The sequence below is a fragment of the Burkholderia sp. B21-005 genome (assembly GCF_020843965.1).
Taxonomy (GTDB): Bacteria; Pseudomonadota; Gammaproteobacteria; order Burkholderiales; family Burkholderiaceae; genus Burkholderia; species Burkholderia ambifaria.
In genome coordinates this window covers 846,402-864,954 of record NZ_CP086303.1, presented here as the reverse complement: position 1 = coordinate 864,954, position 18,553 = coordinate 846,402, and the positions used below count along the sequence as shown (strand labels likewise).

The window sequence follows — 18,553 nt, the reverse complement described above, 5'->3', positions numbered from 1 at the left end:
GATCTTTACGATGCGTCTGAAAGGAGACAAGTCTAATGGTCGATGTGCTCGTAATTGGAGGAGGCAATGCCGCGCTGTGCGCCGCATTGATGGCGCGAGAAGCTGGCGCCTCCGTCCTGCTTCTCGAATCCGCGCCGCGCGAATGGCGCGGCGGCAACTCGCAACACACGCGCAATCTGCGCTGCATGCACGATGTGCCGCAAGACGTTCTCGTCGATGCCTATCCGGAAGAGGAATTCTGGCAGGACCTGCTGAAAGTCACTGGCGGCATCACGAATGAGCATCTCGCGCGGTTGACGATCCGCGCGTCGTCGTCGTGCCGGTCGTGGATGCAGAAGCACGGCGTGCGCTTCCAGCCGCCGCTCTCCGGCGCGCTGCACGTAGCGCGCACCAATGCGTTCTTCATGGGCGGGGGCAAGGCGCTCGTCAACGCGTACTACCGCAGCGCCGAAGCGCTCGGCGTCGATATCCGCTACGAAACACCAGTCGATTCGCTCGAACTCGACGGCAGCCGCTTCATCGCGGCGCGCAGCGGCAGCCGGCGCTTCGAGGCACGCGCCTGCGTGCTGGCAGCGGGCGGCTTTGAATCGAATCGCGAATGGCTGCGCGAAGCGTGGGGGCAAAACGCACGCGGCGAATGGCCTGCCGACAACTTCCTGATTCGCGGCACGCGCTTCAACAAGGGCGTGCTCATCAAGCACATGACCGATGCCGGTGCGGACATGATCGGCGATCCGTCGCAGTCGCACTGCGTCGCCATCGATGCACGCGCGCCGCTGTATGACGGCGGCATCTGCACGCGCATCGACTGCGTGTCGCTGGGCGTCGTGGTGAATCGTGATGCCGAGCGTTTCTACGACGAAGGCGAGGATTTCTGGCCGAAGCGCTATGCAATCTGGGGACGGCTCGTCGCGCACCAACCGGGACAGATCGGCTATTCGATCATCGACTCGAAAGCAAGCGGCCGCTTCATGCCGCCGGTGTTTCCCGGCGAAAAGGCCGACACGCTGCCGGAACTCGCGCGCAAGCTCGGGCTGCCGGAAGCGCGCTTCATGGAAACGCTCACGCGCTATAACGATTCGTGTCGCGACGGCACCTTCGACCACACCGCGCTCGACGACTGCCACACCGAGGGCCTCGTGCCGCCCAAGACGCACTGGGCGCGGCGCATCGATACGGCGCCGTTCTACGGTTATGCGCTGCGGCCGGGCATCACGTTCACGTATCTCGGTCTCGAAACCAACGATCGCGCGCAGGTCCACTTCGGCGGGAAAGCCAGCGAGAACCTGTTCGTGGCTGGCGAAATGATGGCTGGCAACGTGCTCGGCAAGGGCTATACGGCGGGCGTCGGCATGTCGATCGGCACGGCCTTCGGGCGCATTGCCGGGACGCAGGCCGCGCGTGCGGCACTCAAAACAACGGAGACAACCAGTGCAACAGTCTGACGCGCTCGCACCCGAAAGCACGCGCACGACGTTATCGCGCGATGCGACAGAAGCTTCACACGGCGGCACGGCCCGCGTGATCCCCATTGTGCCGATGAGCGCCAGCGAAACCGAAGTGGCGCGGCAGATGCAGATCTGCAACGCGTGCCGCTACTGCGAAGGATTCTGCGCCGTATTCCCGGCGATGATGCGTCGCCTCGAGTTCGGCAAGGCCGACGTCAACTACTTGGCGAATCTCTGCCACAACTGCGGCGCGTGTTATCACGCGTGCCAATACGCGCCGCCGCACGAATTCGGCGTGAACGTGCCGAAAGCGATGGCTGAAGTCCGGCTCGAGACCTACACCGAGTATGCATTTCCTGCTTCGTTCGGCGCGCTGTACAAGCGCAACGGCCTGACTTTGTCGGTTGCGCTGGCGGCCGGACTCGCGCTGTTTCTGCTGCTCGGCACGGCGTTGCGCGGCGGCGTGTCGGGCGATGTCGCGCCAGCGAACTTCTACGTGATCTTCCCGCACAACTTGCTCGCGGCGATGTTCGGCATCGTTTTCCTGTTCGCCAGTCTCGCGCTCGGACTGGGCGTCACGCGTTTCTGGCGCGACGTGTCGGCAGGAACGGAGAGGGCGAGCGCGCCAGCCGTCGCGGAAGCGGCCAAGCATGCGCTGACGCTCAAGTACCTGGACGGCGGCCACGGCGACGGCTGCAACGAAGAGAACGATGCCTTCACGCTGGCGCGGCGCCGTTTCCATCACCTGACGTTCTACGGCTTCATGCTGTGCTTTGCGGCAACCGCGGTCGCGACGCTCTATCACTACGCATTCGGTCTGGAAGCGCCGTATCCGTTTCTGAGCGTGCCGGTGCTGTTGGGAACGGCGGGCGGCATCGGACTGATTGCGGGGCCGGCGGGACTGCTTTGGCTGAACCTGAAACGCGTTCCGGAGCGGGGCGATGCTCGTCAGCGCCCGATGGACCGCGGCTTCATCGCGCTCCTGCTGCTGACGAGCGCATCCGGTCTCGCGTTGCTCGCGCTCCGCACGACTTCGGCAATGCCGTCGCTGCTTGCGATTCATCTCGGCATCGTGATGGCGTTGTTCGTCACGCTGCCTTACGGCAAATTCGCGCACGGCATCTTCCGTTCTGCAGCGCTGCTCAAGTCGTCGATCGAGAAGCGGCAACGCAACACATTGAACCTCGGTTCGGATTAGCAGTCACCAGGGCGCCTTGGGCGCGCATTACCATGGATAACAAGCAGGAGACACAATGAACCGTATCGAACCGATCGCCGCTTCGTCCGGCGTTTCGCCCATGACAAGGGCCGCCGCCGTGTTGCGCGTGACCAGTGGCAACTTCATCGAGCAGTTTGATTTCTTTCTGTTCGGTTTCTACGCGACATCGATCTCGAGGATCTTTTTCCCTTCCACCAGCGAATTCGCGTCGCTGATGCTCACTTTCGCCGTGTTCGGCGCGGGTTTCCTCATGCGTCCGCTCGGGGCGATCTTTCTCGGCGCGTATATCGACAAGGTCGGACGGCGCACCGGGCTGATCGTTACGCTGTCCATCATGGCGAGCGGCACCATTCTGATTGCCTGCGTGCCAGGGTACGCGACCATCGGCCTGCTCGCCCCCGCGCTCGTACTGCTCGGGCGTCTGTTGCAGGGCTTCTCGGCGGGAGCCGAACTCGGCGGCGTGTCCGTCTATCTCGCGGAAATGGCGACGCCCGGCAACAAAGGCTTTTACACGAGTTGGCAGTCGGCGAGCCAGCAGGTCGCCATCGTCATGGCGGCGGCCATCGGTTACGCTCTGAACGAGTGGCTGTCCGCACAGCAGATCGCCGCATGGGGCTGGCGCGTGCCGTTTTTTATCGGCTGCGCGATCGTGCCGTTCCTGTTCGTGTTGCGCCGTTCGCTACAGGAGACCGCGGCGTTCGAAGCGCGGCGGCATCATCCGCAGACGCGCGACATTTTTGCGATGCTGCTCGGCAACTGGCGCATCGTCGTCGGCGGCATGCTGCTGACGGCAATGACTACCACCACCTTCTATCTCATCACGGTCTATACGCCGACCTTCGGCAAGTCGGTGCTGAAGCTGTCCACCTCCGACAGCTTGATGGTGACACTGCTCGCGGCTGCATCGAATTTCGTCTGGCTGCCGATCGGCGGCATGATCTCCGATCGCATCGGCCGCAAGCCGCTGCTGCTCGCCATTTCGGTGCTGGCGATCTTCACAGCTTATCCGGCGCTGTCCTGGCTCGCCGACGCACCGAGCTTCGCGCGGATGCTGATCGTGCTGCTGTGGTTCTCGTTCTTCTTCGGCATGTATAACGGCGCGATGGTCGCCGCGCTCACCGAAGTGATGCCGGTCGAAGTGCGCGTCGCGGGCTTCTCGCTGGCGTTCAGTCTCGCGACGGCGCTGTTCGGCGGTTTTACGCCAGCGGTATCGACGTATCTGATTCAGGTCCTGCATGACAAGGCCGCACCCGGCTACTGGCTGAGCTTCGCTGCGTTCTGCGGTTTGTGCGCGACGCTCGGACTGTACCGCCGCCGTGCGGGTAGCAACCCGTCGGTGGCATCCTCGGCCCGATAGTGATCATCCGCTGGCCACACTCGATGAGGCCGCGCTCGAAGCGGCGAACGATGGTCTGTTGGTAGGCCATTTCCCGCGCCACTCGTACGAGGCGTTGTTCTCGCTTGCAGCGGCGAGTCTGTAGCGGCCTTTGAGTGTGCGCATCGAAGTATCGAACGATGAAGTCCGTTGGCATCTGATCCGCGAGGAGGTGGGCATCGGCTCGATGCCCAAGCTGATCGCGGCTTCCGGCCTTTGTTGGTATGGGCTGAAAGCCCAAAGTCGCCATTGAAGGCGCCGACTCTCGAACGACTGGTAGGGGGGCGGCAAGCGACATCTGCCGAATTCCGCGGAGAAACCTTCTGTTGTCTGACCGAAGGGGCACGGCGGCGCGACACTCTGCGTCCTCTGCAGCCCCCCAAGACCGCTCTGCTAATATTGTAGAAAATATGCAATATCCGCCGCCGCCGCACCGGCGCGTGCCTGCCCGCCTTCCCCCAGTCCGAACCGCAACATGAACGAGAAACGCCCTGCTCTTGTCTACGCCACGCGCGCCGAAGCCGCAGCGAACGAATTGCGCCGCCGTATCCTGACAGGGGAGTATGTCGACGGCTACCAGCTTCGCCAGGATGCGCTGGCGACCGAACTCGGCATCAGCCGCATCCCGCTGCGCGAAGCACTCGTGCAACTCGAGAGCGAAGGGCTCGTGAAGATCCTGCCCCACAAGGGCGCGATCGTCTCGGAGCTGTCCCCGGAGGACATCACCGAACTCTTCGAATTGCGCGCGCTGCTGGAACCCGTGCTGCTGAAAAAATCGATTCCGAAGCTCACCACCGACGATTTCGCGCGGCTCGACGCGATCCTCGCGGAATACAGCGAAGTGCTGCATGCGAGCCAGTCCGGACGCTGGGGCGAACTGAACACCGAACTGCATCAGCTGCTGCTGTCCCGCGCCGACCAGCCGAAGACCACGGCGATCGTCGCGTCGCTGCTGCAACAGACCGACCGTTACACGCGCGTGCAACTGTCGCTATCCGAGGCCGCGCGCGACGTGGCCGAATCCGAACACGCCGAACTCGTCGCGTTGTGCCGCAAGGGCGATGCGCGCGCGGCGGCGTCACTGCTCAAGCGTCACATCGAGCATGCAGGCGGCGAGTTGAATGCGTTCCTGCGCGACCGGCGGCTAGGTCGTTGAGATCAGCGGGGCGCCGTGGCTGACATGCCGAACTAGCCTCCGGCGCTGAAGCGGGGTCGCATGCGATGCGCGGTCCGTCCGGGCATCGCCGAATCCCGCTTGCACCCCTCACGTTCGCTTAGCCGCCCCCGATTCCCTGCAACACCTTGCCGGTCCCGCCGCATACCGCGCATTTCTGCCCTTCGACCATGCCGGTGCCGCGGCATACTCCGCACAGATCCTCGCCGACCGCGGGCGCATCGGGCGGCCCTTCGTCGCCCGGATTCAACGGCGGATCTTGACTCTGCCCCGCCGACGTTCTGGTCGTCTGCATCGCACCCCTCCGTTTGCGTTTCCGATGTCGCGACGAGCACGCATCGTGCGTGCCCGCTGCGACGGCACGCGCGCCATGGCCGGCCCGCGTGCCGAAGCGCGCATGACAGGCCACCGGCAACGATGACGCGACGCCCCGCATGACGACGGAGAACCGACGTCATCGCGTCGTCGTTACAACGACGGCGCCCATGTCGAGCCGAACGGGTTCGACTGATCGATGCCGGGGAAGTCGACGAACGCCTTGCTGCAGTCGAGCACGTTACCCGGACGCGCGTTGCGGGTGGCCTCGCCGTTCACGACGACGCGGTTCGCAGTTGACGCGAACACCGGCAGGTTCACGTTATGCAGCGTGAGGTTCGCGTCGGATGCGATGGTCGAGATCCCGTCGGGCGTGTCGGCCACCACGTCGGTCAGCGACATCACGAGCGGGAACGCCGGCTCGCCGTAGCCGCCGGTATTCGCTTCGAACCCCTGCAGCTTCACGCCGGCCGTACCCATGATCACGACGTTGGCGATCGAGATGTCGTGGAAGTTCGGATACAGTGGCCCGCCGGCCGGCACGGCCTTGGTGCTGTAGTACGGCGTGAACAGCAGCGCGTTCTTCGCATCGCGGATGCAGATGTTCGAATAGTGGATGTTGCTCACTTCGCCGCCGCGCGCGTAGTCGGACTTGATTCTCAATCCTTCCTCCGAATCCCAGAACGAATTGTCGTACACCTGAACGTTCGTCACGCCGCCGTTGGTCTCGCTGCCGACCGAGATCCCGTGCCCCCAGTAGATGTGGTTGTGCGCGATCACGACGCCCCATTTGCGATCCGAGCGCACGTCGCGATTGCCGTCGATGCCGAACAACCCGGAGCCGGCGGGCGACGGATTGTTGCTGCCCTTCAGCGCGATGTCGTCGTCGCCGGTGCTCACGTAGTTGAACGCGAACACGAAGTTCTTCAGGTAGCCGTCGAACGAAATCGCACCGGTCGACGTCGTCGTGCTGCCGGTCGACAGCGTCGTCGAGGTCGGCTTCGATGCGGAACCCGGATCGAACGCGTCGGTGTTCTTCACGTTGTCGGCGTTGAAGGTCTGCCCGTTGTATAGCGGGTTGCCGTTGCCGGCTGGGTTCGCGAACGCGGCGAGCGTCGGCGTCTGCACCTTCACGCTCCAGATCGTCAGCCCGTCCACACCGCTCGGCACCACGTGGAAATTCGGGCTGTTGTTCAGCGTGATGCGGTACAGCGTCAGGTTCTTCGCGTAGTTGAACACCATCAGCCGGAAGTTCGACTGCGAGCCGAAGCCTGTCGTGCCGTTCTGCACCATGTTGCCGAGATACGCGAGATCCCACCACGTCATGTTGCGCACGGTCGACTTCGAATCGACGACGGTGCCGCCGTCGTCGCACGCGGTGCCGTCCGGCGCGACGGTGCCGCTCTTGTACGCGGCGTAGGTGTTCGAGCAGGTGAGGTCGACCTTCATCAGCGGGTATTTCGCGTCGGACGTCACGAGTTCCGCGTAGCCGCGCCCGTCGATCCGGCCGTCGCCGACCACAGCCGAATTCACGAGGTTCGTGCCGGTGATCAGCGCGAGGCAGTTCGACGAGCTGCCGGCCTTCGTCGCGCTGACCGCGGTATTGCCGCAATACGGTCCGGCGACGTTGGGCGCATACGCCTTCACGTCGCGCGACGCGTACAGCGTCACCCCCTTGTCGATCCACAGCGTGACGCCGGACGGCAGCGTCAGCGGCCCGCTGATGAAGCTGTTGCCGGCGCCCGTCCGGTTGACGACGAGCCGCACCGCGAACTTGCTTGCCCGGTACTTCGGCTTGGCCAGCTCCTCGCCGGACGCGCCTGCGATGTTCACGTTCGGCATGGCCGCCGTCTTCTGCGCGGCGGTGGCCGATGCGTCGGCGGCCGCGATCGTCGCGCCGACTTCGGCGTCGACGGCGGCGCCGCACGCGTCGAGCGCAGCCTGGATGCGCGCCTGGTCGGGGTTCGCCGTCGCGGTCGACACGGCCTTGCCGACACCCGCGATCGACGGATCGGCCTCCGGCGGCAGCGAGCCGTCGGGGCGGCTCACGAGCGTATTGGCGGCTTCCAGCGTGCTGCACACCTGCGTGTCGGCGGGCAGGGTCGGCTCGGCGGGCAGCGCGGCGTCGACGGTGGTCGTGCCGACCTGGAACACGCTGGCGGCGGGCGGCGTGGTCGCGGCCGCGCCGCTGGCGGTTGCGTCGTCGCCGCCGCACGCGCTCAGCGCGGCGGCGGTCGCGACGAGCGCCGCGAACAGGGCGAGCACGCGCGGGCGGGCGCTCGACCCGGAAAGTCGGTGTGTCATGACGGATGTCTCCTGGTGAGGCAGTGTCCGCGGACGCTGCCGGGTTGGTATCGGGTCAGCCGAGGCGGGGCGCGGGCTCGTGGCGGCGCGGGCAGTGGCTGCATTGTGATCAGTCATCCTATAACGCAGGGAAGGGAAAGGAAAGACGGCCTTCGGTATCGGGAAAACGACACAATCTCGCGCCGATTCAAATACGCGCACATTTCCGGAAAACGTTTCGCTAGCCTCCAGCTAAACAGAGAAGGCTTTTTCCTTTATCCGGCCGTCAACCCGCTACAGAGGCACTTATAGGGGTATGCACCAAGTGAGTTAAACGATTAACCGACGTACATTCGCTCCGACACGTCATACAACGTATGACTGCGATTCAGCGAAGGCCGTCCAACGACCTATGCGCAAGCCGCCCGGATCGCCGCCAAATTGCGAGCTACAACCAACAAGGAGACTGACGATGACGCACCGATTCCCCCGCTCCCGTACCGCACTGGCCGTCGCGCTGATGGCTGGCTTCGCGATGTCCGCGCAGGCCCGTGTCTTCCGCTCGGCGGACGTGCACGGCGACAGCTTCCCGACCAACATGGCGGTCAAGTACATGGGCGACGAGCTGTCGAAGCTGACGGGCGGCAAGGACTCGATCAAGGTGTTCGGCAACAGCGCGCTCGGCTCCGAAAAGGACACGGTCGACCAGGTGCGGATCGGCGCGATCGACATGGCGCGCGTGAACGGCGCGTCGTTCAACGAGATCGTGCCGGAGTCGCTGATCCCGTCGTTCCCGTTCCTGTTCCGCGACGTCGACCATTTCCGCAAGGCGATGTACGGCCCGGCCGGCCAGAAGATCCTCGACGCGTTCTCGGCGAAGGGGATGATCGCGCTGACGTTCTACGAGAGCGGCGCGCGCTCGATCTACGCGAAGCGTCCGGTGCGCACGCCGGCGGACATGAAGGGGCTGAAGGTGCGCGTGCAACCATCCGACCTGATGGTCGACGAGATCAGGGCGATGGGCGGCACGCCGACGCCGATGCCGTTCGCCGAGGTGTACACGGGCCTGAAGACGGGCCTGGTCGACGCGGCGGAAAACAACCTGCCGTCGTACGAGGAAACCAAGCACTTCGAGGTGGCGCCCGACTACTCGGAGACGCAGCACGCGATGACGCCGGAAGTACTGGTGTTCTCGAAGAAGATCTGGGACACGCTGTCGCCGCAGGAGCAGGCCGCGATCAGGAAGGCCGCGGCCGATTCGGTGCCGTACTACCAGAAGCTATGGACCGCGCGTGAGGCATCGGCGCAGCAGGCGGTGGCGAAGGGCGGCGCAAAGATCCTGCCGGCCGCGCAGGTCGACCGCGCGGCCTTCGTGAAGGCGATGCAGCCGCTGTGGACGAAGTACGAGAAGACGCCGCAGATGAAGCAGATCGTCGACGAGATCGAGGCAACCAAGTGACCCGTCGCACTTCCCTGAATGGCGCGGCGGCGGTGGGCTCGCCGGACGCGGCCGCCGCGGACGGTGCGGCGCCGGGCCGGCCGCGCGCGGCCGCGCCGCTGTTGCGCTGCGCGAACGACCTGCTGTTCCGCGCGCTGGCCGTGATCGCGTCGCTGTGTCTCGCGGCGCTCACGCTGCTGGTGTTCTACGCGGTGGTGATGCGCTACGTGTTCGAGAACGCGCCCGATTTCGTCGAGCCGATCGCGCTGCTGCTGGTGATCGTGATCGCGATGTTCGGCGCGGCGATGAAGGTGCGCGACGGCGGCCATATCGGCCTCGACTCGCTCGTGCGGCGCCTGTCGCCGGGCCCGCGCACCGTGGTGATCGCGATCCAGCACCTGAGCCTGATCGCGTTCGCGATCGCGATCATGGCCGGCTGCGGCAGCATGGCCGCCGAGACGATGGGCGACCGCATCCCGATCATCGGGCTGCCCGAAGGCGTGCGCTACCTGATCACGATTCCCGCGGCGATCGCGATCGTCCTCTTCTCGCTCGAGCACCTGCTCGCGCTTCGTCGTTCTTCGTCGGGACAATAACGCCATGGAACTCGCGATCCTGTCCGTCAGTTTTCTGATTTTCCTCGTGCTTGGCGTGCCCGTCTCGTTCGCGCTCGGCATTTCCTGCGTGCTGACCTACCTGGTCGAAGGGCTGCCGATCGCGACCGCGATGCAGTCGATGATCTCGGGGATGAACGCGTTCTCGTTCCTCGCGGTGCCGTTCTTCATCTTCTCCGGCGAGCTGATGCTGCATGGCGGCATCGCGGACCGGATCCTGCGCTTCGCGCAGGCGACCGTCGGCCATTTCCGCGGCGGCCTCGGGATGGCCAACGTGGTCGCATGCACGTTGTTCGGCGGCGTGTCGGGCTCGCCGACCGCCGATACGTCGGCGATGGGCGGCGTGGTGATTCCGCTGATGAAGCGCGAAGGCTACAGCGCGGCTTACGCGGTCAACGTGACGACCCACGCGTCGCTCGCCGGCGCGCTGATGCCGACCTCGACCAACATGATCATCTACGCGTTCGCCGCGCAGGGGATCACCGGGATGCTGCACGGCCAGCAGGTGAGCGGCGTGTCGATCGGCGACCTGCTGTTCTCCGGGCTGCTGCCGGTGTTGTGGGTGATGGGCTTCGTGCTCGTCGCCGCGTACTGGCAGGCCGTGCGTCACGGCTATCCGCGCCGTGAAGACGGCTCGTCCGCGCTGCCGTCGTTCCCGGGCTGGTATGCGGTGCTGCGCAGCTTCGTCGGCGCGGTGCCGGGCCTGATGGTGATCGCGATCATCCTCGTGTGTGTGGCGAAGGGGATTGCCACCGCGACCGAAGCGGCCGCGATCGCCGTCGTGTATTCGCTCGTGCTGACCGCGATCGTGTACCGCACGCTGACCGTCGCGAAGCTGCGCCGTGCGCTGTCGCATGCGGCGCGCACGACGGGCGTCGTGCTGCTGCTGATCGCCGTGTCGAACATGCTGCGCTTCCAGATGTCGTACCTGGAGATTCCGGATGCGATCGAGGGGCTGCTGAAGCAGTCGACCGCCGCGCCGTGGCTGATGCTGCTGTACATCAACATCATCCAGGTGTTCCTCGGTACGTTCGTCGACATGGCCGCGCACATCCTGATCACTACGCCGCTGTTCCTGCCGATCGCGATGGCGTGCGGCGTCGGGCCGGTGCAGTTCGGAATCATGCTGCTGCTGAACTGCTCGCTCGGCCTCGTGCACCCGCCGATCGGCTCGGTGCAGTTCGTCGGCTGCGCGATCGGCAACGTGTCGATCGGCGAGACGACGAAGATGGCGTGGCCGTACTACCTCGCGATCTTCAGTGCGATCAACATCGTCACGTATATGCCGTTCTTCTCGACCTGGCTGCCGAGCCTGATCAGCGGCCACGCGGTGTTCTGACCGCCTGGCCTTGCCTGTCGCGGCGCCGGACGACCGAGGGGGTCCGGCGCCGCAATCACGTCAACGGTTTCTTCACGTATCACGTATAGCGTATCCCCATGAACCAGAAGACAGCATGGCGCGCCGTCGCGGCCGCCGCATTCGCGCTGGCCGCATCGCTCGCGCATGCCGCGACGTATGCGTACGTATCGAACGGCGACAGCCGCGACATCTCGGTGTTCGGCGTCGACACGTCGACCGGCGCGCTGCGCGCGATCGAAACCGTGCCGGTCGACGGCACCGTGATGCCGATGGCGTTGTCGCCCGATCATCACCGGCTGTACGCGGCGCTGCGCTCGACGCCGTATCGCGTCGTCAGCTTCGCGATCAATCCGCTCGACGGGCGGCTGATCGAGCTGGGCCGCGCGCCGCTCGCGGACAGCATGGCGTATGTGTCGACCGATGCGTCGGGCCACTACCTGTTCTCGGCGTCGTACGGCGGCAACCTGCTTGCGGTCAATCGGATCGCCGAGAACGGCGTGGCCGGCGACGTGCAGCAGACAGTGAAGACCGGCCCGATGGCGCATGCGATCCGCCAGTCGCCGGACGGCCGCTACGCGTTCGCGTCGGTGCTCGGCGCCGATGCATGGCTGCGCCTGCCGTTCGATGCGTCGACCGGTACGCTGACCGACACGGCCGAGCCCGCCTACCGGCTGCCGGAGAAGTCGGGCCCGCGCCATTTCGTGTTTTCGTCGAACGGGCGGTTCGCATACCTGATCGACGAGCTCGACGGCAAGCTGCACGTGCTTGCGCTGTCGCATGGCGGCGCCGATGCGCGGCCGATCCAGACGGTGTCGATCCTGCCGCCGGATTTTCATGGCGACAAACCGTGGGGCGCGGATCTGCATCTGACGCCGGACGGCACATTCCTCTACGCGTCGGAGCGCACGTCGAGCACGCTCGCGGCGTACCGTGTCGATGCGGCGTCGGGCCGGCTCGCGCGAATCGGTACGTTCGCGACGGAGCGGCAGCCGCGCGGCTTCGCGATCGATCCGTCGGGCACGTATCTGCTCGCGGCCGGGCAACTGTCGCCGACGCTCGCGGTGTACCGGATCGACCGGCACACCGGCCACCTCGACGCGATCGGCAAGTATCCGGTCGGCAAGGGTGCGAACTGGGTCGAGATCGTCACGTACGACGGGACGAACTGATCCGCGCGACGAAGCGCGAAGCGCGATGCGCGCCTGCCTGCGATGCATGGGCCGCGTATCGACATTGCGCTCGATCGACTCAAGTTGAACCAGCCGCTGTCGTTAACCGACTAGGGATAACTTCGAGAGTCGATTCACCATGCGCGATCTGAAGGTAAAAAACAGTTTGCTCGCCGTGCTGGCCACGTTTGCAGCGATGATCATCGTCGGCGGCATCGTCGGGGTTGTTGCGCTCGGCAGCGCGAACACGAACGCGAAACGCCTGCACGCCATCGCAACGCAGACGTCGCTCGTCAACGATGCGTACAAGGACAGCACGCGTACCCGCTCGGCGCTCGTGCGCGCGTATTCGGCATTGAAGGAACACAACGACCCGGCGCAGCGCGACTCGGCATTGCAAAGCGCGCAGCGCACGTTCGATCTGTCGGCGAAGGAAACGCTGGCGTTCAAGGACACCGCGCCGATCGGCAGCCTCGGTGCCGACCTGAAGCAGGCGCTGGTCGAATCGTCGACGCATCTCGCGAGCGTCCTCGCCCGCGCGAGCGACGCGCTGCGCAACGGCGATACCGCCGCGTATGCCGAGATCAACGATAAGGAAATCACGCTCGCCGGCCAGGTGTATTCGGCGAACGTCGAGAAATTCCAGCGCACGGCCAACCAGCTGGCGGAAGACACGATCGACGACGACAACGCCGCGTACACGCGCATCGTCGCGATGGTCGGCCTCGGTGTCGCGCTGGCGCTCGCGCTGATCGCCGCGACGCACTTCGCGCTGCGCGCGATCGTGTCGCGGCCGCTCGCGAACGCGGCCGCGCTGCTCGACCGGATTGCGTCGAACGACCTGACCGTGAACGTGCCCGATGCCGGCCGCAACGAAATCGGCCAGTTGTTCGCGGCGATGAAGCGGATGCAGACCGGCCTCGCGACGACCGTTACCGGCATGCGCGACAGCAGCGACGCGATTCACACGGCCGCGCGCGAGATCGCCGCGGGCAACCTCGACCTGTCGAGCCGCACTGAACAGCAGTCCGCGTCGCTGGAGGAAACGGCCGCGAGCATGGAGCAGCTGACGTCGACGGTACGCCAGAACGCGGACAACGCGCAGCAGGCGAGCACGCTCGCCGCGAGCGCGGCGGACCTCGCCCAGCACGGCGGCGAACTGGTCGGCCGCGCGGTCGACATGATGGGCGTGATCAACACGAGCTCGCAGAAGATCGCGGAGATCACGGGGATGATCGACGGCATCGCGTTCCAGACCAACATCCTCGCGCTCAACGCGGCGGTCGAATCGGCGCGCGCGGGCGAGCACGGGCGCGGCTTCGCGGTCGTCGCGGGCGAGGTGCGTACGCTGGCCCAGCGCAGCGCGAGCGCCGCGCGCGAGATCCGGCAGCTGATCGGCGCGTCGATCGATGACGTGCGCGACGGCAATGCGCTCGTGTCGCAGGCCGGGCGCGCGATGGACGAGATCGTGTCGTCGGTGCGGCGCGTTGCGACGATCATGACCGAGATCACGACGGCCACCGTCGAGCAGAGCGCGGGGATCGACCAGGTCGGCCAGGCGGTCACGCAGATGGACCAGATGACGCAGCAGAACGCGGCGCTGGTCGAGCAGGCCAGTGCCGCCGCGAGCGCGCTCGAGCAGCAGGCCGGTTCGATGCAGGCCGCGATGTCGGTGTTCCGGATTGCGCGGGCGCGGTGAATGCCTGACCGGAGCGGCCGTGTGCGGATCGGCGCGTGAAGGGGGGTGGGGCGTGCCGCTCGTGCTCGTCGCGGTGCTCACCAACTGGCTGCTCGACGAAGCCAGCGTTCCGCCCCAGGCGCCCCCGGACAACGCGGGCAGCAACGTGCTGCCGCTGTATCGCGTCGGCTAGCGTCCGCGCGCCGCATGGATGACGACTCCGCGCTCGCGTCGCGCGGCGAGTCGTTGCCGCCACACGCGTTACTCGTCATCCGCAAACGCCGCTACCTGTGCGATGATTCGCGGCTTCGCGTGCGTCGCAATACGCCGCTGACCAAGGCGCCCGGATGCGGGCCGCCGTCGATCGTCCATACGTACATGAACCCGGAGGCGCGATGCCCGCAGTGACCATTCAACACAGCACCCTGCATTACCAGGATCACGGTACCGGCTTTCCGGTGCTGCTCGGGCATAGCTATCTGTGGGACGCGGCGATGTGGGCGCCGCAGATCGACGCGTTGTCGCGCCGGTATCGCGTGATCGTGCCGGACCTGTGGGGGCATGGCGCGTCGGGTCCGCTGCCCGACGACACGCAGACGCTCGACGATCTCGCCGCACACGCGAGCGCGTTGCTCGATGCGCTGGAGATCGACGCGTGCGCGGTCGTCGGGCTCAGCGTCGGCGGCATGTGGGGGGCGCGTCTCGCATTGCGCGAACCGCGGCGCGTGCGCTCGCTCGTGCTGATGGATGCGTCGCTGGAGGCCGAACCCGAGGCGACGCGGCTGCGCTACTTCGCGATGCTCGATGCGATCGCCGCCGCGGGCAGCATCGTGCCGCCGCTGCTCGACGCGATCGTGCCGCTGTTCTTCCGGCCGGACGTGAACCTGGCCGACCCGGTGCCGAGCGCGTTTCGCGCGGCGCTCGCGAAGCTGCCGGCCGACCGGCTGCGGGAATCGATCGCCCCGCTCGGTCGGCTGATCTTCGGGCGGCCCGATACGCTCGCCGCGCTCGCCGACCTGGACGCCGAACGCACGCTGCTGATGTGCGGCGCGGGCGACATGGCGCGCCCGCCGTCCGAGACGGTGAAGATGGCGAGCGTGATCGGCTGCCGCCACGCGCTGGTGCCGGACGCCGGCCATATCTCGAACCTGGAGAATCCCGCGTTCGTCACGCGGATGCTGCTCGACTGGTTCGACGAGCAGCAACTCGCGACGGCCTGACCGTCATGCGCGCGACGCCGGCGGCTGCCGCGCGGCGTCGCGTGATGCGGCCTGCGTGATGCGGCCCGGCGTGTTACGCGTGTTACGCGCGTTCGCCGATCGGCGTGAACTTGCGGTCGCGCACACGGCCTTCGTCGGCGCCGCGGCGAATCAGGTCCTGCGCCTCCGCACGACTCGCGACGCACGGCGCAGAGCCGGGCAGCGGCCGTCGCGCGGTTTCGCGCAGCGCGAGCACCGACACGATGCCGATGAACGACGCACCCATCAGGTAGTAGGCCGGCATCATCAGGTCGCCGGTGCGATCGACGAGCCATGCGGTGACGAGCGGCGTCGTGCCGCCGAACAGCGACACCGACACGTTGAAGCCGATCGCGAGCGCGCCGTAGCGGATCCGCGTCGGGAACAGCGCGGGCAGCGCGGACGGCATCACGCCGGTGAAAGTCGACAGCAGCGTGCCGTAGATCAGCATCCCGCCGAACACGGGCAGCATCCCGCCCGTGCGGATCAGCAGCAGCGCCGGCACCGACAGCACGAGCAGGCCCACGCAGCCGGCCATCATCACCGGCTTGCGGCCGACGCGGTCCGACAGATGGCCCGCGTAGAGCGTCATCGGCATCATCAGCACCATCACGAGCAGCACCATGAAGAGGCCGTGCGTCTCGTTGAAGTGCAGCGTTGCCGACAGGTAGTTCGGCAGGTACGACAGCGCCATGTAATCGGTCACGTTGAAGATCAGCACGAGGCCGACGCACTGGAGCAGCGACCTCCACTGTTCGACGAGCAGCGTGCCGAACGACTGCTTCGGACGCGAGCGTTCGTCCGCTTCGCGTGATTCGGCTTCCTTCTTGAACGCGGGCGTTTCCTCGAGCTTGAGCCGCACATACAGGCCGACGAGGCCGAGCGGACCGGCGATGAAGAACGGCACGCGCCAGCCCCACGACAACAGCGCTTCCTGCGACAGCGTGGCCGTCAGCACCGCGACGGTGGCCGCGCCGAGCGTGTAGCCGATCAGCGTGCCGAACTCGAGGAAGCTGCCCATGAAGCCGCGGCGCCTGTCGGTCGCGAACTCGGCGATGAAGGTGGCGGCGCCGCCGTATTCGCCGCCGGTCGAGAAGCCCTGCACGAGGCGGGCGACGAGCAGCAGCACGGGCGCCATGATGCCGATCGACGCATAGCTGGGAATCAGGCCGATCGCGAAGGTGCCAACGGCCATCATGATCATCGTGGCGGCGAGCACGCGCTGGCGGCCGATGCGGTCGCCGAGCGGGCCGAACACCATGCCGCCGAGCGGGCGCACGAGGAACGCGGCCGCGAACGTGCCGAAGGTCGCGAGCAGCTGCGCGGACGGGCTGCTCGACGGGAAGAACACCTTGCCGAGCGTGACGGCGATATAGCTGTAGACGCCGAAGTCGAACCATTCCATTGCGTTGCCGAACGCCATGGCCCCGACCGCACGTTTCAGGACGGCCGGGTCGACGATCGTGATGTCGTCCAGCTTCAGGGCCTTGCGCGAAGACCGGGCTTTCGCGGGGTGCGCTTGCGATGAACTCAATGAACGCTCCTGGAAGGGCCTTCGCGGCGGGTCGAGCAGGCGCGCGCGGCGGGGCGGGCGCGGGACCGTCGGGGACGAAGGCGATTGTCTCTGGATCGCCGTGATGTCGAGGGCGCGGCGCGCGCCACGGGACACCCGGCAAGTGTGTGTCGGTGTGAAGCAGTGTAGAGAAACGGGGAAACTGGACTATCGGTCATGCGCCCGGAAACCGGTCGTAAACGACACGGATGGCGCAGGCGGCCAACTCGGCGTGCCGGCGCCCCGCAAGGGTCCGGCCGTCCGGGATGCGCCGATGGCGGTCTATACCGGGGCCGCGACGCGAAAGACGCGGCGCGTCGCGGATCGTGCGGGCATGATGCGGCCGCCGCGGCCGATACATCGTGCACGGATTCGCCCGCGATGGAAGCCGCGCCGAATCCGGAAGCGCCGTCGCGCGCCGGATCCGGCGCAAGATGCTTCGGACTGCGAATGCAGAAAGGCGGCGATTCGGCAAAGGCAACCGCCGCCTCCGCGCATCAGAACAGGTGGCGAATCCCGAGGTTCGCGCCGACGGTCGTCCCGGTGACCGCGTAAAGCGCGTTGTTGATCCCGAGCCCGGTGTTCATGGCGCCGTGGTTGTTGACCACCGCGACTTGTGCGTACAGCGCGGTGGCCTTCGACAGGCTGTAGGTCGTGCCGACAGCCGCGAGCAGCGAGTGATTGGCCGTGTCGTTGCGGTCGCTGGTGAACCAGACGCCGCCGTTCAGGTCGACCGCCGGCGTCGCCTGGTAGTCGAGGCCGCCGCCGTACACGTTGTTGCTGAACGATCCGCCGACCTTGTAGCTCGCGAATGACGCCTTCGCGGTGACCGGGCCGAACCGGTACGCGGCGCCGATCGTGCGGCCGACGAACGCGACGGTGCTCGGCGTTGGCGTCGGGTTGGTGCCGTCGTTGCCGTCGTAGAACGCGGCGTTGATCATGAAGCCGTCATGCTCGTATTTGACGCTCGCCGAATACTGGCGTCCGGCCTGGAAGTCGCCGGCCTTGCCGCCGAACGCGAACATCGCGCTGCCGGTGAGGCCGGCGATCGTCGGGCTCGTATACGACACGGCGTTCGGGTTGAACAGGCCCGTCACGAGCACGTTGTCGACGTAGTTGATCAGCCCGCTGCCGAAGTGCGAGAAGTTGCGCGGATCCGAATCGAAGATCGCGAGCAGGAACGGCGAGTACTGCACGCCGGCCTTGAGCGTGCCGAAGTCGCCGTCGAGCCCGACCCACGCCTGGCGGCCGAAGAAGTTGCCGTTCGAATGGGCGAACGCGCCGTTGGTGACGGCAAAGCCGCTTTCGAGCTGGAATTTCGCCTTGAGGCCGCCGCCGAGATCCTCGGTGCCGGTCATCCCGAAGGTCGTCGGCGTCATGCCGGTGTCGGTCATCGCGAACTGATGACCTGCGTTCGCGCCGGTGGCGGCATCGAGCGTCTTGCTCGTGTACAGCAATGCGGCGTCGAGGTTGCCGTACAGCGTCACGCTGCTTTGCGCGAAGGCGCTGCTACTGGCCATCGCGCCCGCCAGCGCGGCGCAACCGATCACGATTCTGTTTTTCATTGGGATGTCTCCAGTGTTGTTGTACGTCCATGCATCGAACAGGGGATGTGACGCACGCCGCGCATGGCGGGTCCGTCGTGCAGGCCGCGCACGCAGGGTGGGGCGCGACGGGACGCACGTGCGCG

Annotated in this window: 16 protein-coding genes; 12 read left to right on the top strand and 4 right to left on the bottom strand. The window is 66.3% G+C overall.

The genetic code is table 11. The features are described 5' to 3' along the window. Positions 1–35 precede the first annotated feature (35 nt). From tcuA to LMA02_RS34345, 4 genes are all read left to right on the top strand, one after another. Entirely contained in the window at positions 36–1,445 is a 1,410-nt protein-coding gene (tcuA, locus tag LMA02_RS34360) for an FAD-dependent tricarballylate dehydrogenase TcuA (protein WP_228910322.1), read from the top strand. Further along, on the top strand, positions 1,432–2,646 hold the full coding sequence (gene tcuB, locus LMA02_RS34355) for a tricarballylate utilization 4Fe-4S protein TcuB (protein ID WP_324251324.1): 1,215 nt from the start codon (positions 1,432–1,434) through the stop codon (positions 2,644–2,646). Before tcuA ends, tcuB begins: the two co-directional genes overlap by 14 nt. A gap of 55 nt (positions 2,647–2,701) precedes the next feature. Beyond that, positions 2,702–4,024: an MFS transporter gene (locus LMA02_RS34350; protein ID WP_228910320.1), complete on the top strand. Its 1,323-nt coding sequence runs from the start codon at positions 2,702–2,704 to the stop codon at positions 4,022–4,024. Between the two features lie 493 nt (positions 4,025–4,517). Beyond that, positions 4,518–5,198, top strand: a complete 681-nt coding sequence (locus tag LMA02_RS34345; RefSeq protein WP_228910319.1) for a GntR family transcriptional regulator — start codon at positions 4,518–4,520, stop codon at positions 5,196–5,198. A gap of 118 nt (positions 5,199–5,316) precedes the next feature. On the opposite strand, the gene LMA02_RS34340 is transcribed toward LMA02_RS34345, so the two are convergent. Both LMA02_RS34340 and LMA02_RS34335 read right to left on the bottom strand, forming a co-directional pair. After that, positions 5,317–5,511 carry a hypothetical protein gene (locus tag LMA02_RS34340; RefSeq protein WP_228910318.1) on the bottom strand — a complete coding sequence of 65 codons (195 nt, stop codon included), beginning with the start codon at positions 5,509–5,511 and terminating at the stop codon, positions 5,317–5,319. A gap of 173 nt (positions 5,512–5,684) precedes the next feature. After that, positions 5,685–7,835: a glycoside hydrolase family 28 protein gene (locus LMA02_RS34335; RefSeq protein ID WP_228910317.1), complete on the bottom strand. Its 2,151-nt coding sequence runs from the start codon at positions 7,833–7,835 to the stop codon at positions 5,685–5,687. 451 nt (positions 7,836–8,286) lie between these two features. On the opposite strand from LMA02_RS34335, the gene LMA02_RS34330 reads away from it, so the two are divergent. The 8 genes from LMA02_RS34330 to LMA02_RS34295 all read left to right on the top strand — a co-directional run bounded on the left by LMA02_RS34330 (position 8,287) and on the right by LMA02_RS34295 (position 15,293). After that, a complete protein-coding gene (locus LMA02_RS34330; RefSeq protein WP_228910316.1) occupies positions 8,287–9,273 on the top strand; it encodes a TRAP transporter substrate-binding protein in 987 nt (328 codons plus the stop codon). After that, positions 9,270–9,848 carry a TRAP transporter small permease gene (locus LMA02_RS34325; RefSeq protein WP_228910315.1) on the top strand — a complete coding sequence of 193 codons (579 nt, stop codon included), beginning with the start codon at positions 9,270–9,272 and terminating at the stop codon, positions 9,846–9,848. Before LMA02_RS34330 ends, LMA02_RS34325 begins: the two co-directional genes overlap by 4 nt. A 4-nt stretch (positions 9,849–9,852) precedes the next feature. Further along, positions 9,853–11,205, top strand: coding sequence for a TRAP transporter large permease (locus tag LMA02_RS34320; protein ID WP_011661000.1), 1,353 nt, complete (start codon positions 9,853–9,855; stop codon positions 11,203–11,205). A gap of 98 nt (positions 11,206–11,303) precedes the next feature. Continuing rightward, a complete protein-coding gene (locus LMA02_RS34315) occupies positions 11,304–12,395 on the top strand; it encodes a lactonase family protein (protein WP_228910314.1) in 1,092 nt (363 codons plus the stop codon). 139 nt (positions 12,396–12,534) lie between these two features. Next, positions 12,535–14,094, top strand: coding sequence for a methyl-accepting chemotaxis protein (locus LMA02_RS34310; protein ID WP_228910313.1), 1,560 nt, complete (start codon positions 12,535–12,537; stop codon positions 14,092–14,094). A 19-nt stretch (positions 14,095–14,113) separates the two neighbouring features. After that, positions 14,114–14,266: a hypothetical protein gene (locus tag LMA02_RS34305; RefSeq protein WP_228910312.1), complete on the top strand. Its 153-nt coding sequence runs from the start codon at positions 14,114–14,116 to the stop codon at positions 14,264–14,266. Positions 14,267–14,280: 14 nt separating this feature from the next. Then, positions 14,281–14,481, top strand: coding sequence for a hypothetical protein (locus LMA02_RS34300; protein WP_228910311.1), 201 nt, complete (start codon positions 14,281–14,283; stop codon positions 14,479–14,481). Beyond that, positions 14,469–15,293, top strand: coding sequence for an alpha/beta fold hydrolase (locus tag LMA02_RS34295; protein ID WP_228910310.1), 825 nt, complete (start codon positions 14,469–14,471; stop codon positions 15,291–15,293). Before LMA02_RS34300 ends, LMA02_RS34295 begins: the two co-directional genes overlap by 13 nt. Before the next feature lie 82 nt (positions 15,294–15,375). Here the strand turns inward: LMA02_RS34295 and proP are convergent, their stop codons facing one another. Together proP and LMA02_RS34285 are read right to left on the bottom strand one after the other, a co-directional pair. After that, complete coding sequence (gene proP, locus LMA02_RS34290; protein WP_228910309.1) at positions 15,376–16,845, bottom strand: glycine betaine/L-proline transporter ProP; 1,470 nt, start codon at positions 16,843–16,845, stop codon at positions 15,376–15,378. A gap of 515 nt (positions 16,846–17,360) precedes the next feature. After that, positions 17,361–18,428, bottom strand: coding sequence for a porin (locus tag LMA02_RS34285; RefSeq protein ID WP_228910308.1), 1,068 nt, complete (start codon positions 18,426–18,428; stop codon positions 17,361–17,363). Between the last annotated feature and the right edge of the window lie 125 nt (positions 18,429–18,553).